This window comes from Cytobacillus sp. EB106-05-05-XG126 (assembly GCF_058791715.1).
On record NZ_JBYTDU010000002.1, the window covers coordinates 361,287 to 388,285 of the forward strand.

Annotated in this window: 26 protein-coding genes; 25 read left to right on the forward strand and 1 reads right to left on the reverse strand. The window is 42.0% G+C overall.

The features are described 5' to 3' along the window. The first annotated feature begins 48 nt into the window (after positions 1 to 48). From spoIIP to deoC, 12 genes are all read left to right on the forward strand, one after another. Positions 49 to 1,254: a stage II sporulation protein P gene (gene spoIIP / locus AC3WTL_RS12215; protein WP_163143524.1), complete on the forward strand. Its 1,206-nt coding sequence runs from the start codon at positions 49 to 51 to the stop codon at positions 1,252 to 1,254. A 17-nt stretch (positions 1,255 to 1,271) separates the two neighbouring features. After that, complete coding sequence (locus AC3WTL_RS12220; RefSeq protein WP_222497727.1) at positions 1,272 to 1,616, forward strand: YqxA family protein; 345 nt, start codon at positions 1,272 to 1,274, stop codon at positions 1,614 to 1,616. A 299-nt stretch (positions 1,617 to 1,915) separates the two neighbouring features. Next, positions 1,916 to 3,751 carry a translation elongation factor 4 gene (gene lepA / locus AC3WTL_RS12225; RefSeq protein ID WP_163143521.1) on the forward strand — a complete coding sequence of 612 codons (1,836 nt, stop codon included), beginning with the start codon at positions 1,916 to 1,918 and terminating at the stop codon, positions 3,749 to 3,751. 121 nt (positions 3,752 to 3,872) lie between these two features. Continuing rightward, positions 3,873 to 5,006 (forward strand): radical SAM family heme chaperone HemW, encoded by a 1,134-nt coding sequence (gene hemW, locus AC3WTL_RS12230; protein ID WP_048010301.1) that lies wholly within the window; start codon positions 3,873 to 3,875, stop codon positions 5,004 to 5,006. Positions 5,007 to 5,127: 121 nt separating this feature from the next. Beyond that, positions 5,128 to 6,159 carry a heat-inducible transcriptional repressor HrcA gene (hrcA, locus tag AC3WTL_RS12235; RefSeq protein ID WP_159344239.1) on the forward strand — a complete coding sequence of 344 codons (1,032 nt, stop codon included), beginning with the start codon at positions 5,128 to 5,130 and terminating at the stop codon, positions 6,157 to 6,159. 94 nt (positions 6,160 to 6,253) lie between these two features. After that, positions 6,254 to 6,865: a nucleotide exchange factor GrpE gene (grpE, locus tag AC3WTL_RS12240; RefSeq protein ID WP_197213383.1), complete on the forward strand. Its 612-nt coding sequence runs from the start codon at positions 6,254 to 6,256 to the stop codon at positions 6,863 to 6,865. 25 nt (positions 6,866 to 6,890) lie between these two features. Beyond that, positions 6,891 to 8,720 carry a molecular chaperone DnaK gene (gene dnaK / locus AC3WTL_RS12245; RefSeq protein ID WP_252219427.1) on the forward strand — a complete coding sequence of 610 codons (1,830 nt, stop codon included), beginning with the start codon at positions 6,891 to 6,893 and terminating at the stop codon, positions 8,718 to 8,720. Between the two features lie 98 nt (positions 8,721 to 8,818). Beyond that, positions 8,819 to 9,937, forward strand: a complete 1,119-nt coding sequence (dnaJ, locus tag AC3WTL_RS12250; RefSeq protein WP_163143518.1) for a molecular chaperone DnaJ — start codon at positions 8,819 to 8,821, stop codon at positions 9,935 to 9,937. A gap of 20 nt (positions 9,938 to 9,957) precedes the next feature. Further along, positions 9,958 to 10,896, forward strand: coding sequence for a 50S ribosomal protein L11 methyltransferase (gene prmA, locus AC3WTL_RS12255; RefSeq protein ID WP_197213387.1), 939 nt, complete (start codon positions 9,958 to 9,960; stop codon positions 10,894 to 10,896). Between the two features lie 129 nt (positions 10,897 to 11,025). Continuing rightward, positions 11,026 to 11,775, forward strand: coding sequence for a 16S rRNA (uracil(1498)-N(3))-methyltransferase (locus AC3WTL_RS12260; RefSeq protein ID WP_048010296.1), 750 nt, complete (start codon positions 11,026 to 11,028; stop codon positions 11,773 to 11,775). Between the two features lie 6 nt (positions 11,776 to 11,781). After that, positions 11,782 to 13,134, forward strand: a complete 1,353-nt coding sequence (mtaB, locus tag AC3WTL_RS12265) for a tRNA (N(6)-L-threonylcarbamoyladenosine(37)-C(2))-methylthiotransferase MtaB (protein ID WP_197213394.1) — start codon at positions 11,782 to 11,784, stop codon at positions 13,132 to 13,134. A gap of 426 nt (positions 13,135 to 13,560) precedes the next feature. Next, positions 13,561 to 14,232: a deoxyribose-phosphate aldolase gene (gene deoC, locus AC3WTL_RS12270; protein ID WP_095245644.1), complete on the forward strand. Its 672-nt coding sequence runs from the start codon at positions 13,561 to 13,563 to the stop codon at positions 14,230 to 14,232. Positions 14,233 to 14,652: 420 nt separating this feature from the next. Here the strand turns inward: deoC and AC3WTL_RS12275 are convergent, their stop codons facing one another. Then, positions 14,653 to 15,573, reverse strand: a complete 921-nt coding sequence (locus AC3WTL_RS12275; protein WP_492369451.1) for a Na/Pi symporter — start codon at positions 15,571 to 15,573, stop codon at positions 14,653 to 14,655. A 239-nt stretch (positions 15,574 to 15,812) separates the two neighbouring features. Between AC3WTL_RS12275 and rpsU the strand changes: the two genes are divergently transcribed. The 13 genes from rpsU (at position 15,813) to era (ending at position 26,994) form a co-directional block, all read left to right on the forward strand. After that, complete coding sequence (gene rpsU, locus AC3WTL_RS12280) at positions 15,813 to 15,986, forward strand: 30S ribosomal protein S21 (protein ID WP_009333009.1); 174 nt, start codon at positions 15,813 to 15,815, stop codon at positions 15,984 to 15,986. A 15-nt stretch (positions 15,987 to 16,001) separates the two neighbouring features. Beyond that, the gene (locus tag AC3WTL_RS12285) at positions 16,002 to 16,445 is read left to right on the forward strand and encodes a GatB/YqeY domain-containing protein (RefSeq protein ID WP_035331153.1); all 444 of its coding nucleotides are present in this window, start codon (positions 16,002 to 16,004) and stop codon (positions 16,443 to 16,445) included. 205 nt (positions 16,446 to 16,650) lie between these two features. Then, entirely contained in the window at positions 16,651 to 17,982 is a 1,332-nt protein-coding gene (locus AC3WTL_RS12290; protein ID WP_250800963.1) for an NfeD family protein, read from the forward strand. A gap of 20 nt (positions 17,983 to 18,002) precedes the next feature. Beyond that, positions 18,003 to 19,001, forward strand: a complete 999-nt coding sequence (gene floA, locus AC3WTL_RS12295) for a flotillin-like protein FloA (protein WP_048010291.1) — start codon at positions 18,003 to 18,005, stop codon at positions 18,999 to 19,001. Between the two features lie 34 nt (positions 19,002 to 19,035). After that, positions 19,036 to 19,515, forward strand: a complete 480-nt coding sequence (locus tag AC3WTL_RS12300) for a YqfB family membrane protein (RefSeq protein WP_492369452.1) — start codon at positions 19,036 to 19,038, stop codon at positions 19,513 to 19,515. 62 nt (positions 19,516 to 19,577) lie between these two features. After that, positions 19,578 to 19,868, forward strand: a complete 291-nt coding sequence (gene yqfC, locus AC3WTL_RS12305) for a sporulation protein YqfC (protein WP_035331147.1) — start codon at positions 19,578 to 19,580, stop codon at positions 19,866 to 19,868. 18 nt (positions 19,869 to 19,886) lie between these two features. Beyond that, positions 19,887 to 21,080, forward strand: a complete 1,194-nt coding sequence (gene yqfD, locus AC3WTL_RS12310; RefSeq protein WP_492369453.1) for a sporulation protein YqfD — start codon at positions 19,887 to 19,889, stop codon at positions 21,078 to 21,080. After that, positions 21,077 to 22,042 carry a PhoH family protein gene (locus AC3WTL_RS12315; RefSeq protein WP_048010287.1) on the forward strand — a complete coding sequence of 322 codons (966 nt, stop codon included), beginning with the start codon at positions 21,077 to 21,079 and terminating at the stop codon, positions 22,040 to 22,042. Before yqfD ends, AC3WTL_RS12315 begins: the two co-directional genes overlap by 4 nt. 224 nt (positions 22,043 to 22,266) lie before the next feature. Then, a complete protein-coding gene (locus tag AC3WTL_RS12320; RefSeq protein WP_492369454.1) occupies positions 22,267 to 24,459 on the forward strand; it encodes an HD family phosphohydrolase in 2,193 nt (730 codons plus the stop codon). Beyond that, the gene (gene ybeY, locus AC3WTL_RS12325; protein WP_222497737.1) at positions 24,456 to 24,926 is read left to right on the forward strand and encodes an rRNA maturation RNase YbeY; all 471 of its coding nucleotides are present in this window, start codon (positions 24,456 to 24,458) and stop codon (positions 24,924 to 24,926) included. Before AC3WTL_RS12320 ends, ybeY begins: the two co-directional genes overlap by 4 nt. Continuing rightward, positions 24,904 to 25,296, forward strand: coding sequence for a diacylglycerol kinase family protein (locus AC3WTL_RS12330; RefSeq protein WP_048011158.1), 393 nt, complete (start codon positions 24,904 to 24,906; stop codon positions 25,294 to 25,296). The genes ybeY and AC3WTL_RS12330 overlap by 23 nt, the downstream gene beginning before the upstream one ends. Before the next feature lie 392 nt (positions 25,297 to 25,688). Continuing rightward, positions 25,689 to 26,087 carry a cytidine deaminase gene (locus tag AC3WTL_RS12335; RefSeq protein WP_492369455.1) on the forward strand — a complete coding sequence of 133 codons (399 nt, stop codon included), beginning with the start codon at positions 25,689 to 25,691 and terminating at the stop codon, positions 26,085 to 26,087. Further along, on the forward strand, positions 26,080 to 26,994 hold the full coding sequence (era, locus tag AC3WTL_RS12340; protein WP_222497741.1) for a GTPase Era: 915 nt from the start codon (positions 26,080 to 26,082) through the stop codon (positions 26,992 to 26,994). Before AC3WTL_RS12335 ends, era begins: the two co-directional genes overlap by 8 nt. Positions 26,995 to 26,999: the final 5 nt, after the last annotated feature.

The following is a 26,999-nucleotide window of genomic DNA, read 5'->3' on the forward strand; positions in this document are numbered from 1 at the left end:
TCTAGCAAAGTCATAACATTTACTAGACTAGCAAGGAGAGGTGGAACAATGAAACCTTTTAAAACGAACGGATTTGTAGTAACTATCCAAGGGACAAGCCTGCTGAAGGCTATTGGCGGATTTCTGCTTTTTCTATTTATGATATTTTCCATAAGCGGAGCAATAACTTCCTTAAAGCCTGAATACCGAATCAGTTCATCTTCAGTAAATTCTGCAGCGAACAGCCTGACAGGAGAAATGCTTTATCGTTTTCTCGGATGGGAAAATCACGCATTTCTCCAGGGGGTTTCTGAAAGCAGTTCTCCCCCGGGCTTTGCCAATTTAATTTTTCAGCTATCCACGAATGTCAATTTGGATGATCCCAGAAGTCTTCTGGGAAGGGAGCTTCCTTTTTTCTCGATTTATGACAGTAAAATTCTGGTTGCAGGTGAGGGAACAGATTATACAAACATGCCTGTAGAATCTTCTCCGCCTTTAGAAGTACTCATGGCCGAACAGGAGGCAGCCCTGCAAAACACCGAAGGGCTTGAGCCGTCTGGAGATAAGAAGCAATCAAATGCCCCGCCGGTGTCTACAGGAGATAAAAAACCGGTCTATGTATACTTTTCGCATAATACTGAATCCTATCTACCATATCTGAAGGGTGTCACCAACCCTGATGCTGCCTACCATTCAAAAATTAATATTACTAAAATCGGTGACAAGCTTAAGGAAGAGATGGAGAGCAAAGGAATCGGCACCTTTGTGGATAAAACGGATATTCAGGGGAATTTAAACAAAAAGGGCTTATCATACGGACGCTCATATCAGGAATCCAGAGAGGTAGTTCAGGCAGCAATCACTTCCAATCGGGATCTGGCTTATTTAATCGATATTCACCGTGATTCAAAAAGAAAAAAAGATACTACAAAAGAAATTAACGGAGAGTCTTATGCCAAGCTGGCTTTTATTATTGGAGGAAATAATCCGAATTATGAAAAGAACTTAAAATTTGCAAAAGAGCTGCATGATAGACTGAGCGTCAAGTACAAAGGATTAAGCAGGGGAATAATGAAAAAAGAAGGCGCAGGGACAAATGGCAACTTTAATCAGGATTTATCAGGCAATGCCATACTCATTGAGTTTGGGGGAGTCGATAATACGTTTGAGGAGTTAAACCGATCGGCCGAAGCACTCGCGGAAGTGTTCAGTGAATATTATTGGCAGGCCGAGGAAGTGAATTCACCGGCTGGCGGTGAATCAGAAAAGAATTAATTATAGGATGATGCGGAATGAAAATGTTTATGCTTAAAGCTCTTTTTCTGGCAGCGCTCATGTTTGTCTCTGTGTTATTCGGAATGCAGCAGGCAAATGAAGGAATTCACAGAATGAAGGGATTCCATGACGGGGATTTCAAAAGTGCCCTGACCATAAATGAAAACAATGAAGGCGAAGTTCAGGCTTCTGTCCTGGGGAATGATGTGTCAAGCCATGATCTTCAGAAGAAAAGGGAAAAGCTTGAAGAAATGAAAGCATATAATTTCTTTTCATCTTTAGGAAAAAGCATATCCGAAGGCATATCAGAGCTGACAGAAAAATCGGTCGCAATCATCACAGACTTAATAACAGGGAAATAGGCTGCTCAGGAGGGCAGCCTTCTATTTTTTTGGAAAATTAGCGGCTTAAAGCTTAGCATTGAATCTTCACAAACCTACTGATATAATCAAAAATAGTGTATAAACTAAAAGGACTATTTTAAAATTGACCACACTTAGCTCCAGGCGCCTGTTTAAGGCGCTTGCGCTTTTCTTAAAAATAAGAAGGTCTGAAATTTTAACGTCGATAGCTGTCTAGCTCCAGCGCCTACCCCCTCGAGGTTGTCGGGGGTGGGCAAGGCGCTTGCGCTTTTCTATAGTAGGAGTTGAAATAATATACAATGAACAGAGAAGAGAGATTAAAAAGACAAGAGAAAATAAGGAATTTTTCGATCATCGCCCATATTGACCATGGTAAATCGACTTTGGCCGACAGAATTCTTGAAAAAACCAATGCGCTGACTTCACGCGAAATGAAGGACCAGCTCCTTGATTCCATGGATCTTGAAAGGGAGCGCGGCATTACGATCAAGCTGAATTCCGTTCAGTTAAAATATAAAGCGAAAGATGGAGAGATATACACTTTCCACTTAATAGATACACCGGGACACGTCGATTTTACATATGAAGTATCCCGAAGCCTTGCAGCATGTGAAGGAGCCATTCTGGTTGTGGATGCAGCTCAGGGTATTGAAGCGCAAACCCTTGCCAATGTTTATCTGGCCCTGGATAACGATCTTGAGATTCTTCCAATTATTAATAAGATCGACCTGCCAAGTGCGGATCCGGAAAGGGTTCGAAATGAAATTGAAGAAGTTATCGGCCTGGATGCATCTGAAGCAGTACTTGCTTCAGCAAAGGCTGGAATTGGAATAGAAGAAATTCTTGAACAGGTCGTTGAAAAAGTTCCTGCTCCAGTAGGGGATCCGGATGCCCCATTAAAGGCTCTTATATTTGATTCCCTTTATGATGCCTACCGCGGTGTAGTAGCCTATATCCGTGTGGTTGAGGGTACGGTAAAAGTAGGGGATAAAATTAAAATGATGGCAACCGGCAAAGAATTTGAAGTCACAGAGGTTGGTGTGTTTACGCCAAAATCAACGCCATTGCCTGAATTGTCAGTTGGAGACGTAGGGTTTTTGACTGCTGCAATCAAAAATGTTGGTGATACACGTGTGGGTGATACCATTACAAGCGCGAAAAACGGTGCTGCAGAAGCTCTTCCTGGATACAGAAAGATGAACCCAATGGTTTATTGCGGACTTTATCCAATTGATAGCGCCAAGTTCAATGACCTGCGTGAAGCGCTTGAAAAGCTGGAGCTGAATGATTCCGCCCTTCAGTTCGAACCGGAAACTTCACAGGCACTCGGATTTGGATTCCGCTGCGGTTTCCTTGGATTGCTTCACATGGAAATTATCCAGGAGCGCATTGAGCGCGAATTTAAAATAGATTTGATTACAACAGCACCTAGTGTTATCTATGATGTTATCATGACAGACGGCACTGAGGTTAAAGTGGATAACCCATCCAATATGCCTGACCCTCAGAAGATTGACCGTGTTGAAGAACCTTATGTAAAAGCTACAATGATGGCTCCGAATGATTATGTGGGAGCCATAATGGAACTTTGCCAGCAAAAGCGCGGCATCTTTATTGATATGCAATACATGGATGAAACCAGAGTAAACATTATATATGAAATTCCTTTATCGGAAATTGTTTATGACTTCTTTGATCAGCTGAAATCCAATACAAAAGGATATGCCTCTTTTGATTATGAATTAATTGGATACAAGCCATCAAAACTTGTTAAGATGGATATTCTGTTAAATGCAGAAAAGGTAGACGCATTGAGCTTCATCGTTCATAAGGATTTTGCTTATGAAAGAGGAAAAGTAATCGTTGAGAAGTTAAAAGAGCTAATTCCCCGTCAGCAGTTTGAGGTTCCTATTCAAGCGGCGATCGGCCAGAAAATTGTAGCCCGCTCAACCATTAAAGCCATCCGCAAAAATGTATTGGCTAAATGTTACGGCGGAGACATTTCCCGTAAGCGTAAATTATTGGAGAAGCAGAAGGAAGGTAAAAAGCGGATGAAGCAGGTTGGTTCTGTTGAAGTTCCGCAGGAAGCTTTCATGGCCGTTTTGAAGATGGACGATAATACCCCTAAAAAGTAAAATAGTTGCTTTGTTTTAAGAGGTTAGATATGCTGTCATAATAATAACAGCACTAGCCTCTTTTTATTTAGGAAACTGCTGTATATGAATGTTGATTGAATGATGGAAAGTAGTGAAATGAATGATTAAAGCAGCTTATATACACATCCCCTTTTGTGAACATATCTGCCATTATTGTGATTTTAATAAAGTGTTTTTGAAGAACCAGCCGGTTAAAGAATACCTTGACTCTCTTGACAAAGAGATGGATCTTGCTTTGAAAGAAACACCGGCATCGCGCCTGGACTCCATCTTTGTCGGAGGCGGCACACCCACTGCACTGAACGGGAAGCAGCTTGAACAGCTTTGCAGCACAATTAAACGTCAGCTTCCCTATGACTCTTTCACAGAATATACATTTGAAGCTAATCCGGGAGATCTCTCTAAGGAAAAGCTTCAAATATTGCATGATGCCGGAGTCAACAGGCTCAGCTTTGGTGTCCAGACCTTCAACGATGAACTCTTAAAAAGAATTGGAAGGTCACACCGGGCAAAAGATGTTTTTCAGTCAATTGAAGCTGCAAAACAAGTAGGTTTCGATAACATCAGCATCGATCTGATATACAGTCTTCCCGGCCAGACACTTCAGGACTTTAAAGATACACTTGAAACATCATTTACATTGGATATTGTTCATTATTCGGGCTATTCTCTAATCATTGAGCCCAAGACGGTATTCTATAATCTGATGAGGAGAGGGAAACTGCCTACACCCGGAGAAGATGTGGAAGCTGAAATGTATGACTTATTGATGGAGCAAATGGACAAACATGGATTTGCCCAATATGAAATCAGCAATTTTGCCAAACCTGGCTATGAGAGCAGGCATAACATCACTTATTGGGATAATGAATGGTACTTCGGCTTTGGGGCAGGTGCGCATGGCTATGTTAATGGGCTTCGCCGTTCAAACCACGGGCCCCTGAAAAAATATATGGAGCCAATTGAAAAGGGCCAGCTTCCGATCCTTGAAGAACATAAGGTGCCCCTTGAAGAACAGATGGAAGAGGAAATGTTTCTTGGGCTGAGAAAAACTGCAGGTGTCTCAATTAGTCGCTTTAAAGAGAAATTTGGCAAAGACCCGCTTGTGCACTTTGAAAATCAAATTAAACAGCACACCGAAAAAAAATTAATTATTGCCGGGGAAGAGCATATTAAATTGACAAGGCGGGGCCGATTTCTCGGAAATGAAGTATTTCAGTCCTTTATAGGGTAATCTGCCTGGGGATTCCTTCAGGAAAAAAGGAAGCCAAATTATTGACACTGCACGTATGATTTGATAATTTATTAGTAGAATTAGCACTCGGGGGCAAAGAGTGCTAACAGAGGTGATAACTGTGTTAACAGATCGTCAATTATTAATTTTTCAAGTAATTGTTGATGATTTTATTCAAACTGCACAGCCTGTAGGGTCGAGAACTCTGTCGAAAAAAGAAGAAATTTCTTTTAGTTCCGCAACGATCAGAAATGAGATGGCTGATTTAGAGGAACTTGGGTTTATTGAGAAAACACACACCTCATCGGGGAGGATTCCATCTGAAAAAGGGTACCGCTACTACGTGGATCACCTTTTATCCCCGCAAAAATTAAATCAGCATGATATCCACAAAGTACAATCGATCTTCGCGGAAAGAATTTATGAGCTGGAGAAAATTGTTCAAAAATCGGCAAAAATTCTATCTGAGCTGACTAATTATACATCCATAGTCCTCGGGCCTGCAGTAAGGGATAACAAGCTGAAGAGAATTCAGATTGTTCCTTTGAATAAAGAAACAGCGATAGCAATTATTATCACAGATACAGGCCATGTGGAAAACAGAATGTTCCACTTGCCGGAAAACATTGATGCAGGTGATTTGGAAAAAGTCGTCAATATCCTTAATGACCGTCTTGCCGGTGCACCATTGGAAAGTCTGAACAATAAGTTATATAAAGAGGTTGCCGTACTTTTAAGGCATCATATCAATAATTATGATCTAATGCTGAATTCAATTGCCGATACAATAAAGATACCGGCCTATGATAAGCTTTTCTTCGGCGGTAAAACAAATATGCTCAGCCAGCCGGAGTTTCATGATATTGAAAAGGTTAAAAACCTCATGAATATGATCGAGCAGGAAAAAGGCATATATGATTTACTGAGTAAAAACAAGTCAGGGATCAATATTAAAATCGGCCGGGAAAATAATAATTCAGCAATGGAAAACTGCAGTCTGATAACAGCAAGCTATTCAATCGGCACCGAACAGCTCGGCACAATTGCCATTCTGGGCCCTACCCGAATGGAGTATTCAAGAGTCATCAGCTTATTGAACTATATCAGTGCAGACTTATCATCTGTTTTATCCAAGTTGTATCAAAACAGATGATGGTGGAGATATTGATTAAGGGTGGAAAAACCTTTCCACTCCTTTCCTTATGTTTTTTATTCTATAATACAGCCATTCTTTAAGGGAGGTGAACATGTTGGCAGAAGAGAAAGAGACATTGAGTCATGAATTAGATGAACAAACCAACGAACCTGAAGGAACTGAAAATGAGGCTCCTATTGAAGAGGTATTTGCAGAGGCTGATGAAGCAGAAGCAGGTCCTGATGAGGGAACTGATTCAGACCGTACAGCAGCAAATGCAAAAATAGCTGAATTGGAAGGTAAGCTGGAAGAGGCTGAAAATCGCATCTACCGTCTTCAGGCAGATTTTGAAAATTCCCGGCGCCGTGCAAGGCTGGACCTTGAAGCGTCTCAAAAATATAGAGCACAAAGCTTAATCTCTGATTTGCTGCCTGCGCTTGACAATTTTGAAAGAGCACTTCAGATGGAAGCTGAAAATGAACAGGCTAAATCTATTCTTCAAGGAATGGAAATGGTTTATCGAAGCTTGGTGGAGGCTATAAAAAAAGAAGGCGCAGAACAGATTGAGGCAGTCGGGAAAGAATTCGACCCTCATATGCACCAGGCTGTAATGCAGGTAGAAGATGAGAATTTTGATTCCAATATCGTGGTCGAGGAGTTCCAAAAAGGCTACAAGCTAAAGGATCGGGTCATTCGTCCATCAATGGTTAAAGTAAATCAATAATTACATATTTGGGGAGGTAAAGAACATGAGCAAAATTATCGGAATCGATTTAGGTACAACAAACTCATGTGTCGCTGTACTTGAAGGCGGCGAACCGAAAGTAATTCCAAATCCGGAAGGCAACCGTACAACGCCATCAGTTGTAGCATTTAAGAACGGCGAGCGTCAGGTTGGTGAGGTGGCTAAGCGCCAGTCTATTACAAACCCGAACACCATCATGTCCGTTAAACGCCATATGGGTACAGATCATAAAACAGAGGTTGAAGGAAAGGAATACTCTCCGCAAGAGGTTTCTGCTATTATTCTTCAATATTTGAAATCTTATGCAGAAGACTATCTTGGCGAGAAGGTTACTAAAGCGGTAATCACAGTTCCAGCATATTTCAACGATGCTGAGCGTCAGGCTACAAAGGATGCAGGCCGAATTGCCGGCTTGGAAGTTGAACGAATCATCAACGAACCGACTGCTGCGGCGTTGGCATATGGACTTGATAAAATGGATGAAGACCAGACTATCCTTGTTTATGACCTTGGCGGCGGTACATTTGACGTATCTATCCTTGAGCTTGGCGATGGTGTATTTGAAGTAAAATCCACTGCCGGGGATAACCGTCTTGGCGGAGATGATTTTGACCAGGTAATTATTGATTACCTCGTTGATCAATTCAAAAAAGAGAACGGCATTGATCTTTCTAAAGATAAAATGGCTCTGCAGCGTTTAAAAGATGCTGCTGAAAAAGCGAAAAAGGATCTTTCCGGTGTAACTTCAACACAAATTTCACTTCCGTTTATTACTGCCGGAGAAGCTGGACCTTTACACCTGGAAGTGACACTTTCAAGAGCTAAATTTGAAGAGCTGTCAGCAGATCTTGTTGAACGTACAATGGGACCTACACGCCAGGCATTAAAGGATGCTGGTTTGACTCCTTCAGAAATCGATAAAGTTATCCTTGTCGGCGGTTCAACGCGTATTCCGGCTGTACAGGAAGCAATCAAAAAAGAAACAGGAAAAGAACCGCACAGAGGAGTTAACCCTGATGAGGTTGTAGCTATGGGTGCAGCTATTCAGGGCGGTGTCATCACTGGTGATGTTAAGGATGTTGTCCTTCTGGACGTAACACCTTTGTCTCTTGGAATTGAAACAATGGGCGGAGTGTTCACTAAGCTGATTGAACGCAATACAACTATTCCAACATCAAAATCCCAGGTGTTCTCAACTGCTGCTGATAATCAGTCTGCTGTTGATATCCATGTTCTTCAAGGGGAGCGCCCAATGGCAGCGGATAACAAAACACTTGGCCGTTTCCAGCTAGGGGATATTCCTCCAGCACCGCGCGGTGTGCCTCAGATCGAAGTGTCTTTTGATATCGATAAAAATGGTATCGTAAACGTACGCGCTAAAGACCTTGGCACAAACAAAGAGCAAGCCATTACGATCAAATCATCAACAGGATTATCTGATGAAGAAATAGAAAAAATGGTAAGAGAAGCTGAAGAAAATGCTGAAGCTGATAAGAAACGCAAAGAAGAAGTTGAACTCCGCAATGAAGCGGACCAGCTGGTATTCACTACTGAAAAGACTCTAAAAGATCTTGAAGGCAAAGTGGATGAAGCAGAAGTGAACAAAGCAAATGAAGCTAAAGATGCACTAAAAGCTGCAATTGAAAAGAACGATCTGGATGAAATCCGTACTAAGAAAGATGCTTTACAGGAAGTTGTCCAGGCGTTAACAATGAAGCTTTATGAGCAGGCGCAGGCTGCTCAGGGAGCTCAGGGCGCAGAAGGTGCTGAAAGCAAAAATGGTGACGATAACGTTGTAGATGCTGAGTTCGAAGAAGTTAAAGACGATAAATAACCTCTGAATCTTTTAAGTCAAAGTCAGGTCTTTCTTGGCTTTGGCTTTTATTTTTGATACAATAATCTTTATGTGAAATGAATCGGGGAGTGGTAATCATGAGTAAAAGGGATTACTATGAGGTTCTCGGAATCAGCAAGGGTGCATCCAAGGATGAAATTAAGAAGGCTTATCGAAAGCTTTCAAAGAAATACCATCCTGATATTAACAAAGAGCCTGATGCTGACGAGAAGTTCAAGGAAGTTAAAGAAGCATATGAAGTCCTAAGCGACGACCAGAAAAAGGCCCACTATGATCAATTTGGCCATACTGACCCTAATCAGGGCTTTGGCGGAGCCGGTTTTGAAGGTTTCGGAGGATTTGAAGACATTTTCAGCACCTTCTTCGGAGGGGGCTCCCGCAGGCGTGATCCTAACGCTCCAAGACAGGGTGCAGATTTACAGTACACCATGTCCTTAACTTTTGAGGAAGCAGTATTTGGCAAAGAGACCGATATTGAAATTCCGCGTGAAGAGACGTGCGATACATGCAGCGGGTCAGGCGCTAAACCGGGAACTAAGCCGGAAACATGCCGTCATTGTCATGGATCAGGTCAGTTGAATGTTGAACAGAATACGCCATTTGGCAAGATCGTAAATAGAAGAGTTTGCCATTACTGTAATGGTACCGGCAAAGAAATCAAAGAAAAGTGCACAACCTGCCGTGGAGCCGGTAAAGTGCAAAAACGCAGAAAGATACACGTGAAAATTCCTGCAGGCATTGATGATGGCCAGCAGCTTCGCGTAGCAGGCCAGGGGGAACCAGGTGTTAACGGAGGACCTCCAGGCGACCTATATGTTGTATTCCATGTTCGGTCACATGAGTTCTTTGAGCGTGACGGTGATGATGTTTATTGTGAAATGCCTATAACATTTGTGCAGGCTGCCCTCGGCGATGAAATAGAAGTGCCGACACTGCATGGGAAAGTAAAACTTAAAGTCCCTTCAGGCACACAAACAGGAACCAAATTCCGTCTGAAGGGAAAAGGTGTGCCAAATGTAAGAGGATACGGAACAGGAGATCAGCACATTATTGTCCGTGTTATTACTCCGACAAAGCTGACCGAAAAACAGAAGCAGCTTTTAAGCGAGTTTGCTGAAGTCAGCGGAACAGTTCCACAGGGAGAACAGGAAGAAAGCTTTTTTTCTAAAGTAAAACGAGCCTTTAAAGGTGAATAAAGGAATGGGAGTTGGTAGTAGTGAAATGGTCAGAAATCAGTATTCATACTGCAAATGAAGCTGTTGAACCGATTTCGAATATTTTGCATGAAGCCGGAGCAAGCGGAGTTGTAATAGAGGATCCTTTAGAACTTGTAAAAGAAAGAAAGGATCAATTCGGTGAAATCTACCAGCTCAATCCGCAGGACTATCCTGAAGAAGGCGTAATTGTAAAAGCATATTTGCCAGTAAACAGTTTCCTTGGGGAAACAGTTGATGAAATAAAAGAAGCAATTAATAACCTCATTTTATTTAACATCGATATTGGCGCAAATAATGTCAGCATTAGTGAGGTAAATGAAGAAGAATGGGCTACTGCCTGGAAAAAATATTATAACCCTGTAAAAATTTCAGAACGCTTTACCATTGTCCCAACCTGGGAGGATTACACACCTGTCAGCAGTGATGAACTTATCATAGAGCTTGACCCGGGCATGGCCTTTGGAACTGGGACACACCCCACAACGGTTATGTGTATCCAGGCTCTTGAAAGAACAGTAAAACAGGGAGATAATGTTGTAGATGTAGGAACAGGATCGGGTGTTTTAAGCATTGCTGCAGCTATGCTGGGTGCAGGGAAGGTAAAAGCCCTTGATCTTGATGAAGTGGCAGTAAATTCAGCTAAATTAAATATTAAGCTGAATAAAGTGCAGAATATAGTGGATGTATCACAAGGGAATCTGCTCGACGGTGTCAGCCAGGGAGCAGATGTAGTTGTTGCCAACATCCTTGCAGAAGTAATTCTTCGCTTTACAGATGATGTTGCGTCAGTCGTAAGGGAAGGCGGATACTTCATCGCTTCAGGCATTATCCAGCAGAAGAAACAGGAAGTTAGGGATGCTATTTCCGCTGCAGGGTTTGAAATAGAAGAGACCATACAAATGGAAGATTGGGTTGCCATTGTAGCAAGGAGAAAGTAATTAGAAAAACACCGGCTTCCCGGGATGGGAGGGGCCGGAGCTGGATATACCGTAAAAAGGGGGTAATGAACTTACCCTCCTTTTTACAGTTGAAAGGATCTTGAACAGGTAAGAAAGAGGGTGCCGATTGTGCAGCGGTATTTCACAGAAAATGCAGTTAAAGATAAGTACTTTCATATTACAGGAGAAGACCGTCATCATATAGTGAAGGTAATGCGCATGAAAGAAGGCGACAAAATTATCTGTGTCGATCCATCCCAAAATAGTGCACTTTGCTCAATTGCAGAAATTACCGATGAACATGTGGCTGCAGAAGTTGTACAATGGATTGAAGGATCTTCTGAGCTTCCTGCAGATATTACTATTGTGAGCGGACTGCCTAAAGGGGATAAGCTGGAGTGGATCATTCAAAAGGGCACTGAGCTGGGAGCGCGCCGTTTTATCCCTTTTACTTCAGCTCGTTCAGTAGTAAAATGGGATGCTAAGAAATCAGTGAAGAAAGCAGAGAGATGGCAGAAGATTGCTAAAGAAGCTGCTGAACAGTCACATAGGAGCATAGTGCCTGAAGTGCTTGCACCGCTTGATTTAAAGTCATTGCTGAAAATATCAGCTGATTATTCATATAAATTGATTGCCTTTGAGGAAGAAGCGAAGCAGGGAGAGGACTCTGTGCTCTATAAAACACTTTCTTCCATGAACAAAGGAGAATCACTTTTAGTTGTATTCGGACCTGAAGGCGGTCTTGCAGATAATGAAGTTTCATTGCTGCTCGAAGCAGGCTTTCTTGCCTGCGGTTTGGGACCGCGTATTTTAAGGACAGAGACAGCGCCTCTCTACTTGCTGTCAGCTGTTTCCTATCATTTTGAATTAATGGGGTGAATATAGATGCCTGCAGTTGCATTTCATACACTTGGCTGCAAAGTCAATCATTACGAAACAGAAGCCATTTGGCAGCTGTTCAAAGAAGCTGGCTATGAACGGACAGACTTCGAATCCGTTTCAGATGTTTATGTGATTAATACATGTACGGTTACTAATACCGGTGATAAGAAAAGCCGTCAGGTAATCAGAAGGGCAATCAGAAAAAACCCTGATGCCGTTATCTGTGTAACAGGCTGTTATGCACAAACCTCACCTGCCGAAATTATGGCAATCCCTGGAGTTGATATCGTTGTAGGGACTCAGGATCGGGTGAAAATGCTTGAATATATCGAGCAATATAAACAAGAACGGCAGCCGATCAATGGCGTCGGAAACATCATGAAGAACCGTGTCTACGAAGAGCTTGATGTGCCGGCATTTACTGATCGGACACGTGCTTCCCTTAAAATTCAGGAGGGCTGCAATAACTTCTGCACATTCTGTATTATTCCCTGGGCGCGCGGCTTAATGAGATCAAGAGACCCGAAAGAAGTAATCCGGCAGGCTCAGCAGCTTGTTGATGCCGGATATAAAGAAATCGTCCTGACTGGAATCCATACAGGCGGATATGGCGAAGACATGAAGGATTACAATCTGGCTATGCTTCTTACGGATCTGGAAGCTCAGGTAAAAGGTCTCAAACGTTTAAGAATCTCTTCAATTGAAGCCAGCCAAATTACCGATGAAGTCATTGAAGTTATGGATAAGTCCAAGGTCGTGGTAAGGCACTTGCACATTCCTCTGCAGTCAGGCTCAAATACGGTTCTTAAAAGAATGCGCCGCAAATATACCATGGAATTTTTTGCTGAGCGTCTCGAGCGCTTGAAGGAAGCTCTTCCAGGTTTGGCTGTTACATCTGATGTTATCGTAGGCTTCCCGGGGGAAACAGAAGAAGAATTTATGGAAACCTACAACTTTATTAAAGAGCATAAGTTCTCTGAGCTTCATGTATTCCCGTACTCAAAGCGTACAGGAACGCCTGCGGCAAGAATGGACGACCAGATCGATGAAGAAGTCAAAAACGAGCGTGTTCATCGCCTGATTGCTCTGTCAGATCAGCTTGCAAAAGAATATGCTTCTCAGTACGAAGGTGAAGTTCTCGAAGTGATCCCGGAGGAAAGCTTTAAAGAGAGCAGTGACAGCAATTTATTTGTCGGATACACGGACAATTATTTAAAAATCGTCTTCCCGGCAACAGAAGAAATGGTAGGCCAGATCGTAAAAGTGAAAATTACAAAAGCTGGCTACCCATACAATGAAGGTCAATTTGTAAGAGTTCTAGATGAATTGAACGAAACAGAAGAGGCGGCAGTTTAAAGGAATTACCTTTTGGTAGTTCCTTTTTTTTATAAGCGGTAATTGTTTAGTTTATTGCTTATTTGTTTAGAATCACTGAGTTGATTGGAGCGAAGGGCAAATCCTCGAAAATGCATTCGCATTTTCTTCGTGCGGTGTTTAGTCAAGGAAGCTTAATCATTGTCCTGCGGGAGACCCCGCAGGCGAAGCTGAGGAGCTCTGTTCCTCCCCGCGGAAAGCAAGTGTCCGAAGCGGAAATCAGCGGGCTGAATTCACAAGCATAGACATCATCTATGAGAAACGTGACTTTGATAAATTTATTAATATCTTTTGGGAAAACTACTTTCGAAAACGATTACAAAAAATATAAATAGTGCTCGATATTTTTTTATCTAAGTGATATTATGAAGAGGTACGTACAACTGTTTTTTTAAAGGAGTAGTTATAATGACAAATAACGTAGCAAAAATGATCGATCATACATTACTAAAAGCCGATGCAACAAAAGATCAAATAGAAAAAATCTGTGCGGAAGCTAAAGAATATAATTTCGCTTCTGTTTGTGTTAATCCGACATGGGTTAAACTTTCAAGCGACCTGCTTAACGGAACCGAAGTGAAGGTCTGCACAGTTATAGGATTCCCGCTGGGAGCTTCAACACCTGAAACAAAAGCATTTGAAACAAAGAATGCTATTGAAAACGGTGCAACAGAAGTAGATATGGTCATTAACATTGGCGCTTTAAAAGGCGGAGACAATGAGCTGGTTGAACGGGACATCCGTGCGGTTGTAGATGCTGCAAAAGGAAAAGCATTAACCAAGGTTATTATCGAAACTTGCCTTCTGACTGAAGAAGAAAAAGTTAGAGCATGTGAGCTATCTGTAAAAGCTGGTGCTGACTTTGTTAAAACATCTACAGGATTCTCAACTGGCGGCGCAACAGCTGAAGATATTGCCCTAATGAGAAAAACTGTCGGACCCGATCTTGGCGTAAAAGCTTCGGGCGGAGTAAGAAGCGCAGAAGATGCACAGAAGATGATTGAAGCAGGTGCAACGAGAATCGGAGCAAGCTCTGGCGCTGCTATTGTCAACGGTTTAACAAGCGATTCGGATTACTAAGAAAGCGGAAGGCGCCCGTTTATAAAAAACGCAGACTAAAACAGCTACGTCCTCCCAAAAGCTGCCGCTTTTGGTCGTGCGATGTATCGCTGCCGCAGCTTTCCTTGTCCTGCGGCAACGTCTGCATGACCCGCATCGAGCAGGCCCCAAGCATAAGACAAGCCGGCTGAAAGGTTGTTCTTTAACCTTTTGCACGGATTGAGAGAAATGTTGAGGCGACTGCCCAGGGACGACCTAGCATAAGGCGGTCCCTGTAAGAAGGTGTTTTTTCCTTCTGGAAGGGAACGGCTTAGACCCGAGAGTCCCTAGGAGCCAAAACTAGACAAGCTTAGACCCGTGAGCCGATGGCGCCTGGAGCTGGTTCTAAAATATAATAATTGCTGCAGGAAAATGCCGGGAATTCCCGGCATTTTTTATTTATTATCGGCCGTGCAGTCTAATGACAAACCTTCCAAAATGATTTGCAAATGGGAGAACAAGCAGGGAAGATATTACATTAAATAAAACACTGATGTGTGCAAGCTGCACATCCGGGGAACTGGCTGCACTCTCTCCTAAGACAGCAAGGACATGAATAAAAGGATAAAAGGCCGCCACACCCAAACAGTTCAGCCAAATATGGGCAAAGGCAGTCAGTTTTGCTTCTTTTCCTGAACCGATGGATGCTAAATATGCGTCTACACATGTACCTATATTAGATCCAAGCATTATGGCAATGCCGGTATCCAAATCCATTGCGCCAGCAGTTAAAAACCCCATTATAATGCCAGTTGTTGCCGTGCTTGATTGGATGATAGCCGTAAGGACAATTCCGGCAGCCACAGCGAACAAATAATTCCCATCCAAAGTAAGCAGCCAGTGGCTGACCATATCATTATCTTTAACAGAACCAGCAAGGTATTCAAACCCGCGCATTGCAGCAAAAACCGCTGATAATCCAAGTAATGCCAGACCGGAGCTTCGCAAGCTCTTATTCTTCATTACAGCCAGGATGCTCCCGGCAGCAGCAAGCGGAACAATATATGATTCAATATTAAAAGTGATTAACTCTGTCGTAAATGTTGTACCTATGTTGGTTCCTAATATGATGCCAATCGTCTGGGGAAAAGTCAGCATTCGTGCAGAAACCATTCCAATTGTTATAATCATTACCGCTGAACTGCTTTGCAGGACAGCCGTCACGATTGTGCCCATCACAGTGCCTTTCCAAGGTGAATTAGTCACAGCTGCCAGCCAATTCTTTAATGAACCTGCAGATAAATTAAAAAGACCCGACCGTAAGAGTGTCATACCATAAATAAATAACCCGATTAGCAGAAAAAATAATAACAGCTGGACCAAGCAGCATTCACCCCCTACATTTAATACTATGGAACACCCTGCCGGGACATGCTTATGTACAAAAAATTGTTTAGCTTGTCAGGAATGGGGTACTAAATAATCACAAACTAATAAAAATCAATCCCGCAGCAGGCTAAATACTGTTGACCTTGATAAGCTGTTATATTATAATTGCAAGGTACATGGAATAAACCATGTTGTTGATGTAAGTGTGTTGTGCTCGGAGGGAGGGAAAGAGAATGTCTAAAACCGTCGTTCGTAAAAACGAATCGCTTGAAGATGCTCTTCGTCGCTTCAAACGTTCAGTATCAAAAACTGGTACTTTGCAGGAAGCAAGAAAGCGCGAATTCTACGAAAAACCTAGTATTAAACGTAAGAAAAAGTCTGAGGCTGCTAGAAAGCGTAAGTGGTAAGAGAGGGTGTATGTAATGAGTCTTCTCGAGCGTTTAAATGAAGATATGAAACAAGCGATGAGGAATAAAGAAAAAGAAAAGCTTACTGTTATTCGTATGATTAAAGCTTCGCTTCAAAATGAAGCAATCAAGCTTGGTGAAGATCTTAACGAAGAACAGGAGCTAACTGTCCTTTCTCGCGAAGTTAAACAACGCAAGGATTCCCTCCATGAATTTGAAAAAGCAGGTCGTGAAGATCTTGTTGAAAAAATTCGTACTGAACTTCAGTATGTCGAATTATATATGCCAAAACAGCTCTCTGAAGATGAAGTTTCAAAAATTGTTGCAGAAACAATCGCAGAAACAGGTGCTTCTTCAAAAGCTGATATGGGAAAAGTGATGGCTGCTATCATGCCTAAGGTAAAAGGCAAAGCAGATGGATCACTAATAAATAAACTTGTACAACAACACCTTTCATAAAACTATGCATTAAAAGACCGAAAGCCAATGGCTGACGGTCTTTTTTACTTTCGTAACAGCAAAAGGCCGGGTTGAATGAATTACTCTTGTTTCTGGGTTATACTAAAGCTGTAGCAGATTTCTGAATAAATAAAAATGAAACTTTTTAATGATTCAATCGTACATACATATAGAAATCACTTTTGCGGATAAAGGGGGGAAAGATTTGATTGCCAGAAGAGCAATAACCGCCTTTGCATTGTTTTTTGCTCTGCTGCTGCTGGGAAGCCCTTTTCAAGGAAAAGCCGATAATGAAAAAGTGCTGATTGTTCCTATCGAAGAAACGGTGGAGAAAGGGCTATATGCATTTTTAAATAGAGCGGTGCAAACAGCTGAAGAAGAAAATGCATCAGCCATAATATTTGAAATAAATACACCCGGAGGGGCAGTGGATGCAGCCGGGCAAATTGGCAGGCTGTTAACCTCAACAAATGTAAAAACAATATCTTTTGTCAACAAGCAGGCCTTATCTGCAGGTGCCTATATAGCTTTGAATACGGATAAAATATACATGGTACCTGGTTCAACAATGGGTTCAGCCGCAATTATTGACCAGCAGGGAAATACAGCTGGCAAGAAAGCAGAATCATACTGGTTTGCGGCAATGCAGAGTGCTGCCTCACAAACGGACAGAGATCCTGTTTATGCCCTTGCTATGGCGGATGAATCGGTGGATCTGCCTGAATTGGGGGCACCGAAAGGAAAGCTGCTTACCCTCACAGCTGAACAGGCTGAGCAGGTAGGCTATTCGGAAGGTACGGTAGATTCAAGGGCGGAGCTACTGAAAGTGCTCGGATTTAATGAAGCTAATATACAGACAATTGATGAAAGCTTTGCAGAAAAGGTTGCCCGTTTTATTACGCACCCTGTCGTTATACCAATTCTATTATCCATTGGAAGCCTCGGGCTGGTTCTGGAGCTGTATTCACCGGGTTTCGGCATCCCTGGATTAATGGGATTGTCGTCCCTGCTTCTGTTCTTTTATGGCCATATGGTCGCCGGGCTGGCAGGATATGAGACCTTAATTCTGTTTGTAATAGGCATTGGTTTAATAATAGCTGAGTTTTTCCTTCCTGGAGGAATAGCGGGAATAGCCGGTATAGCAGCAATACTTGGGAGTCTGTTCCTGGCTTCGGATAATATGGCCCATATGGGAATGTCTATTTTAATTGCTATGGGAGTTTCAATATTGGCATCTATATTAATGATAAAGGTGTTTGGTAAAAAGATGAAATTCTTTAAAAAAATTATTTTAACCGATAGCACAAATACTGAAAAAGGTTATATCTCAAATAAGAGCAGGCTTGAACTGATTGGCCTTGAGGGTTATGCACATACTGCTCTAAGGCCTTCAGGTACTGTAATTATAGGCGATGAGAGAATTGATGTTGTCAGTGAGGGAGCCTTTATCCTTAAAGGGGCAAAAGTAAAAGTTGTTAAAGCGGAAGGTTCGCGTATTGTTGTCAGAGAAATATCTAAGCTTGATTTAGATAAATAAAATCATCAGGAGGTAAGATTATGTTAGAAGCAGGAACAGCAGCAATATTGGTTGCCGTTGTACTCGGTGTTATATTGCTGGGGATATTATTCACCTTTGTACCGGTTATGCTGTGGATATCAGCATTGGCAGCGGGTGTCAGAGTCAGTATCTTTACATTAATCGGGATGAGGCTTCGACGGGTTATACCAAGCCGTGTCATTAACCCGCTAATTAAGGCACACAAAGCAGGGCTGAATGTATCAACAAACCAGCTGGAAAGCCATTATTTAGCCGGAGGTAATGTTGACAGGGTTGTGAATGCATTGATTGCGGCCCATCGTGCAAATATCGATTTAAGTTTTGAGAGAAGTGCCGCTATTGATTTGGCAGGCCGAGATGTTTTGGAAGCAGTACAGATGAGCGTTAACCCTAAAGTAATTGAAACTCCTTTTATTGCAGGGGTGGCGATGGATGGTATTGAGGTAAAAGCAAAGGCCAGAATTACTGTAAGGGCCAATATTGACCGCCTTGTTGGGGGAGCTGGAGAGGAAACAATCGTGGCGCGTGTTGGAGAAGGAATCGTATCTACAATCGGATCATCAGATAATCATAAAAAGGTTTTGGAAAATCCGGATATGATTTCTCAGACTGTTCTTTCAAAAGGTCTGGATGCAGGCACTGCTTTTGAAATTCTCTCGATTGATATAGCGGATGTGGATATCGGCAAAAATATTGGTGCAGAACTTCAGACTGAACAGGCTGAAGCAGACAAGAAGATTGCCCAGGCTAAAGCCGAAGAAAGACGTGCTATGGCCGTAGCTCAGGAACAGGAAATGAAAGCCCGTGTTGAAGAAATGAGAGCGAAGGTTGTGGAAGCAGAGGCACAGGTGCCGCTTGCCATGTCAGAAGCGCTGCGTTCCGGAAATATCGGGGTAATGGACTATATGAATATCCAGAACATCTCGGCTGATACCGAAATGAGGGATTCAATCGGCAATATGAGTGACGACGGCAAAAATGGCCGGAAAAATGACTAAATGATCCCATAAAGGGAGAAGGGAGGAAACTCTCTTGGAATTTTTATTGGAGAATCCTTTTATTCTAATTGCTGTCATAGCTTTCATTTCCTCCTTTTTCAATAAAAAGAAGGAGGAGAAGCCAGTTAAACAGGCTCCCCGTTCAGTACAGCAAGAGAACCGGGCACAGGCGGAAAGAACTTCTGCAGATCCTGCTTTGGCCGAAGTGCTGAAAGAGGAAAAAAGGAAGCTGACCGAGGAATCCAGAAGAATAGAGGAAGATTACAGACAGCGTAAACAGCAGGCAGAACAAAGCATGAAGGCTCTCCAGAGTCAGCAGAGAGCTGCTGAAAGAAAAGCAAGCGCAATATCGAGAACAGCAGCCAATACAAAAACAGGATACCCGGTGGAAGCCTCAGGAGCTGGAAAGTTTGAGCCGCAGAAACAGTCGCTTGTTGACGGGATTATCTGGTCCGAGATTCTTGGACCTCCAAGATCAAAAAATCCTCACAGGTCTCTCAACAGAAAGCGGTAAAAAATAAGTGCTAGAACCTTCGTTCATTTCATAAATATGAGATGAAAGGGGGTTCTTTTTTTATGGCAAAAAAGTGGGGACAATTCGTCCGCGGCTGGATGACTAAAAATATGGAGCTTCCTCAAGATGTCATGATGGATCTGCCCCGCATTACAATGATTGGGCAAATCCATATCTATATAGAAAACCACAGGGGATTACTGGCTTTTTCAGATAAGGAATTAAGACTGCTATTAAAGCAGGGGCAGCTATTAATAAGAGGGAAAGCCTTCGTCATAAAAACGATATTGCCGGAAGAAATACTGCTCGAGGGAAAAATTGATTCAGTAACTTATATTACAGACACTGATTAAGAATTCAGGGGGAAGGAAATGAAGAACCAGTGGATCGAATTTTACAGGGGCCTTGTAACAGTTAAAGCAAGCGGGAAAGGAATAGAAAGATTTATTAATGCTCTTACCCGGAGCGGAATCAACATCTGGAATGTAAAGAACCATGGCACGCAATCAGTCACCTTCAAAATGAAATTGGAAGATGCAAAAAAAATAAGGAGCCACGCCAGGAACAGCGATTGCAGAATCGAGTTCCTGCAGCGGGCAGGAGCACCGTTCCTTATGAAAAGGCTGCTGAAAAACAGCGGATTTGCAGCTGGTGCCCTCGCGTTTTTTGCTGTTATTCTCCTTTTATCCAATATGGTTTGGGGCATAGAGATTAAGGGGGCAAATCCTGCAACTGAATATCAGATCATCAAAGAATTGGACAAGATGGGGGTTAAAAAAGGAAAGCTGCAGTTCTTTGTAGATAACGTGGAGTCTATTCAGCGGACTCTATCCAACAATATTGAGGCAATAACATGGGTTGGCGTGGAGTTAAAAGGGACAACCTACCATTTACAGGTAGTTGAGAAAAATGAACCTGAGAAACCCGAGTATTTAAGCCCGCGTCATCTGGTAGCCAAGAAGAAAGCTGTCATTGTAGAAATGTTTGTTGAAGAAGGACGTCCGGTCGTCGATATTCACGATCATGTTCAGCCAGGACAGCTTTTAGTCTCAGGGATAATCGGTAAAGAGGGCCAAACGGAGACTGTTCCTTCAAAAGGGGAGGTTTTCGGGGAAACATGGTATAAATCTGAAGTCATTCTTCCGCTTAAGAGCACATTCAAAGTCTTCAGCGGCAATGAAAAGGTTAAGCATAGCTTTACAATCGGAAATCTTGAAATTCCTATATGGGGTTTTGGAAAAACGGAGTTTGAAGAGTATGAATTAGAGGAAAATGAGAAAGCAGTAAAGTTCCTGAAATGGGAACTGCCTGTTTCATATGTAAACAAGACATTTCGTGAAAGAGAGCAAGTCACCAGAATATATTCCAATAAAGAGGCTTTTGAAGCTGCGAAAGATTTGGCAAGAAAAAAAATAAAAAGCAGCTTAGATGAAAATGCTAAAGTTAAGGGAGAAAAAGTTTTGCACCAATCAATTGACAATGGTAAAGTAACTATAGCAATACATTTCCAAATTATTGAGAATATTGCAGAAGGACAACCAATTATTCAAGGAGATTCGGAATGACAGAAGACTTGAAAACAATGAACCTGCAACTTGAAGATCCTAATGAAGCCATTGCATTATTAGGCAATTCAGATGCAAACCTAAAAATTATTGAGCAAGAACTGAATGTCTCCATCGTAACCAGGGGAGAATCCGTTTATGTGTCTGGTGAAATGGAGAAGGTAGAATTGGCTGGAAAGGTTCTGGATAAACTGCTTTATGTAATCCGGAAAGGAATAAATATAAGCCAGAGAGATGTTATGTATGCTCTTCAAATGGCAAACAAGGGAACACTGGAGTATTTCAGCGATTTATACGAAGAAGAAATCACCAAAAATGCAAAAGGAAAGTCTATTCGTGTTAAGACATTAGGACAGCGGCAATACATTCATGCAATCCGCCAAAATGACCTGGTTTTTGGCATAGGGCCAGCAGGAACAGGAAAAACGTATTTGGCAGTTGTCATGGCTGTCAATGCTTTGAAAAATGGGAATGTGAAAAGAATCATTCTTACCCGCCCTGCAGTCGAAGCAGGGGAAAGCCTTGGCTTTCTGCCAGGAGATCTGAAGGAAAAAGTAGATCCTTACTTACGGCCCTTGTATGATGCTTTGCATGATATATTAGGTGCAGAGCATACGCAAAGAATGATTGAAAGAGGCACGATTGAAATTGCACCGCTGGCTTATATGCGCGGAAGAACTTTAGATGATGCCTTTGTCATACTGGATGAAGCGCAAAATACAACTCAGGCACAAATGAAGATGTTTCTAACCAGGCTGGGCTTTGGTTCAAAAATGATTATTACCGGAGACAGAACACAGGTTGACCTTCCAAAAGGTGTAAAATCAGGCCTGATTGCAGCAGAAGACACACTTAAGGGTGTAAGCGGACTATCATTCGTTCACTTGGAACAAAGTGATGTTGTGCGGCATCCGCTTGTGGCCAGGATTATTCAGGCATACCAAAAAGAAGATAGCCAATGAACCTTTAAGCCGCCGTTTTGGCGGTTTTTTCTTTAGATGATAAAATCGGCAGGTAATTACCATGGAATTATTTGCTATTAATGAAATGTTTAGGTAACCTGTTGTTAGATAGGTCTTTTTCATTGGTGAAAACCAACAGAAAAACTGTTATGATCTTACATAATTAATAATTAAAATATTTAAGAATATTGGAAGTTTTTTTACCCAGGACAGGAGGGGTAAATGTGCCAAATCTTCAGCAAAGTATGACTACAATCAGAAATTTACTTAATATGACCTTTTTTCGTGTTCTCTTATTTTTTCTTTTGGGAGTTGCTATGTATTTTTCCATGTATAGCAATGTGAAACCTGAAAAGCTGGATTTAAGTCTGTTCTCTGTAGCTGAACAGACAATAAGGTCACCCATAACAATAGAGGATAAAGCAAGCACAGAAAGAAAGAGAAAAGAAGCTGAAAATAATGTTAAGGATATTTACGTTGTAAAAAAAGAGATTGCCCAAAACAGAGTTGACCTGGTTACCTCCATTTTCGGGTCAGTTTCGGAAGTGAATGAAGAAGTAAAAGAAGAGATGGAAGAGAAAAAGAAGGCTGCTGCAAATGAGTCAGACAAAGATGTAGTGGAACCGGACCCTTCCGCCCCTGGTCCTGAAGAGAAATTGTCCATGGTTAAAGAAAAACTCACTGATGACGTAACACGTGAAGTATCGGATGGCGTCTTCCTTACCTTGCTGCAGGCCAAGGAGGGTGAACTGAGCATTGCGAAAGACCTTACTGTTACTGCCATCAATAAAATCATGAATAATGAAATTCCGGCCGAACAGGTGGAGAACGCTAAGAAGCGCGTTGAAGAAGAACTGAAGTTCACCAGCTTAAATTCAGAAATAAAAAAAGCCGCAATAGAGCTGGGGCGCTATGCAATATATCAAAATCAATTTTATGATCCTGCTGCCACAGAAGAATTGCGGCAGCAGACCATTGAGAGTGTCGAGCCAGTAAAAATCCTTCAGGGACAGATCATTGTTGAAGAAAATCAGCTGATCAGCAGGGACATATACCGACAGCTTGAACTTGTAGGGCTTCTGGACAGTGTTAATTCGATTCAGCCTTTTATCGGCTTATCTCTAATCATTGTCATTGTTTTATCAGCCCTATATTATTATTTCCACGAACTGAATGTACAGAGAGAATTAAAGCAAAGCTATTTATTGCTGTTCAGCCTTGTCTTTATCTTATCGATATTGCTTATGAAGGTCATAAGCCTTTTCCAATACGCTGATTACTCAGAGATAGGGTATATATATCCTGCAGCAATGGGAGCTATGCTGATCAAGATACTGATTGATGAAAAGCTTGCAATGTACTACACAATTATTATGGCTATCAGCGGAAGCATCATTTTTAATGAAGGTGTTACAGGGACATTCCAGCTGACATCAGCCATTTACATCCTTTGCAGCGGATTGGCGGCCATATTGTTTTTAAGTAAGCAGAATCGCCGCTCCAAAATATTGCAGGCTGGTTTATTTGTATCTGCGGTAAACATCCTTGTTATCTTTTCAATGCTTTTCTTAAGAAATGGCCACTATGAGACGATTGAATATGGATTTTACTTTGTAATCGCTCTGATTTCAGGAATCTCATCTGCAGTCCTGGCCATTGGCTTGCTGCCATATTTTGAGGCGGGATTTGGAATCTTGTCTACTATGAGGCTGATTGAGCTATCCAATCCTAATCATCCGCTGCTGAGAAAGATACTAACTGAATCTCCCGGAACCTACCATCATAGTGTAATGGTTGCAAATCTCTCCGAGTCAGCTTGTGAAGCTATTGGGGCAAATGGACTTTTAGCAAGGGTGGGCTGCTACTATCACGATATCGGCAAGACGAAACGGCCGCAGTTTTTTATCGAAAATCAGGTGAATATTGAAAATCCGCATGATCGGCTTCCTCCCCAGACCAGTAAGAATATTATTATCGCCCATGCCGCAGATGGTGCTGAAATGCTGAGAAAGCATAAGATGCCTAAGGAGATAGTGGATATTGCCGAACAGCATCATGGAACAACATTGCTGAAATATTTTTACTACAAAGCAAATCAGAATGGTCTCGAGGTAAAAGAAGAGGACTACCGCTATCCTGGACCTAAACCGCAATCAAAAGAGTCGGCAGTCATTGGCATTGCGGATAGCGTAGAAGCTGCAGTCCGTTCGATGGCACATCCTACAACAGAGCAAATAGAGGATTTAGTCAAAAAGATAATCGCAGACAGGCTTCAGGATGGACAGCTGAATGAATGTGATTTAACCTTAAAAGAACTGGAAACTGTTTCACACTCGTTCTGTGAAACGTTAAACGGAATTTTCCATTCACGTATTGAGTATCCTGAAATGACAAAACAGAAGGTGAAACAGGCATGAATTTAAACATTGATTTTTTAGACGAAACGACTGAGCTCCAGGAAAATGATATAGCCAAAATCAAAGAGTTAATTAACTTTGCGGCTTCAAAAGAATCTGTGGAGCCTGAAAGCGAAGTATCCATTACTTTTGTGACCAATGAGCGCATCCGCGAAATCAACAGGGAGTACCGGGATAAAGATCGGCCGACAGATGTTATTTCTTTCGCGATGGAAGAGCTGGGTGAAGGTGAAGTTGAACTGATTGGTGCTGATATGCCGCGAATCCTGGGGGATATCATTATCGCTACTGCTAAGGCGAAGGAGCAGGCGGAGGAGTATGGACATTCTTTTATTAGGGAGCTTGGCTTTTTGGCGGTTCATGGCTTCCTGCATCTTCTTGGCTATGATCATGAAAATCCGGAAGATGAGAAAAAAATGTTTTCCCGCCAGAAGGATATACTTGATGAATTCGGGCTCACAAGATAAAAAAGTCCGAAAACACAATGTCCTCAAATCCTTTGTGTTTGCTTTTTCCGGAATTAGAATGGCGTTAGTGAATGAAAGGAATCTGCAGATACATTTGGCAGTATCCCTGGCTGTCATGTTTTCTGGAATATATTTTGGCATTACCAGGCTTGAATGGATGATCATTCTGCTGGCCATCGGGGGAATGTTCTCACTTGAATTGCTGAATACAGCCATTGAAAGGGCTGTGGATCTGTCAACAGAAGATTACCATCCCCTTGCCAAACAGGCGAAGGATATAGCCGCTGGAGCGGTGCTGGTGTTTGCTATTATAAGTGTAATAATAGGCGGAGTAATATTCCTCCCTAAAATCCTGAAATTTTTGCAGTAAAGTGAAGCTGTCCGAATGGGCAGCTTTGCTTTTTTGCTTTTTCTATATTAATAATTATGGCTGACCGTAATCTGCTTTGAATTATCGGGCCTGAGTTTGAAAACGTTCACTGAATCAGCTAAAATGACAGAACAGCATTAAATTTCACAGGCCGGGGAGATTTTGAGGGATGCCACTTAGATATCAATGGCCAGATAAAATTTAAACAGCCTGCATATTTTTAGAAAATTCAATTTTTTTATTACGTTTTTGCTACAAACGATGAAAATCAAAGTAAAATGTTGTAAAATAAGAGAGAAGCGGCTGCTTTTCACAGAAAGAAGCTTTGCGAGCCCCAAGGCCCATGATTGCATCGGGAGCAGTTCCGTTTTACAGGAAAGGAAGAAATATTTGTGAATAACGATCAACTAATACAGGAAGCAAAGATTGCAAGAGATAGAGCATATGTGCCATATTCAAAATTCAAAGTGGGAGCGGCGCTATTAAGCAGTGACGGTCAGGTTTTTCACGGCTGCAACATAGAAAATGCAGCGTACAGCATGTGTAATTGCGCTGAAAGGACTGCTCTCTTCAAAGCATATTCTGATGGCGTAAAAAACTTTTCAGCCATTGCTGTTGTTGCGGACACAGACCGTCCTGTCCCCCCATGCGGTGCATGCAGACAGGTAATATCCGAATTATGTCCGCCTGAAATGAAAGTTGTTTTAACCAACTTAAAAGGGGATATTAAAGAATTAACAGTTGAAGAATTACTGCCAGGAGCATTTTCACCGGAGGACTTACATGAATAATACACAACAAGGACACAAATCAGGCTTTATTTCCATAATCGGCAGACCAAACGTAGGAAAGTCAACATTCTTAAATCGCGTAATTGGGCAGAAAATTGCCATTATGAGTGATAAGCCGCAAACAACGCGCAATAAAGTTCAGGGTGTCCTGACAACCAATGACGCTCAATTTATTTTTATTGATACGCCAGGAATCCATAAGCCAAAGCATAAACTGGGAGACTTTATGATGAAAGTTGCCCAAAACACACTGAAAGAAGTGGATGTCATCCTGTTTATGGTAAATGCCCAGGAAGGCTTTGGACGCGGTGAAGAATTCATACTTGAGAAATTTCAGTCAGTCCGTACGCCAATTTTCCTTGTGATCAATAAGATTGACCAGGTGCATCCAGATGAACTTTTTAAAATTATTGAGTCTTACAAGGAAAAGTACGATTTCAGTGAAATTATCCCCATTTCTGCTTTGGAAGGCAATAATGTAGAGACGCTCTTAGAACAGATTAAAAAATATATTCCGGAAGGGCCGCAGTTTTATCCTGCTGATCAGGTAACAGATCACCCTGAGAGATTTATCGTTTCTGAACTGATCAGGGAAAAAGCGCTGCATTTAACAAGAGAGGAAATACCGCACTCGCTTGCTGTAACTATTGATAAAATGGAGCGCCGCGAAGATAAAGAAGTCGTTCATGTCATGGCTACGATCATTGTGGAACGTGACTCCCAGAAAGGCATTGTCATTGGAAAGCAAGGAAAAATGCTCAAGGAAATCGGAAAAAGAGCAAGGGTGGATATTGAAAATCTTCTTGGATCACAGGTTTTTCTGGAGCTGTGGGTCAAAGTCCAGAAAGACTGGCGCAATAAAATGTCTCAGCTCCGCGATTTTGGCTTCCGTGAAGATGAGTACTGAACCAG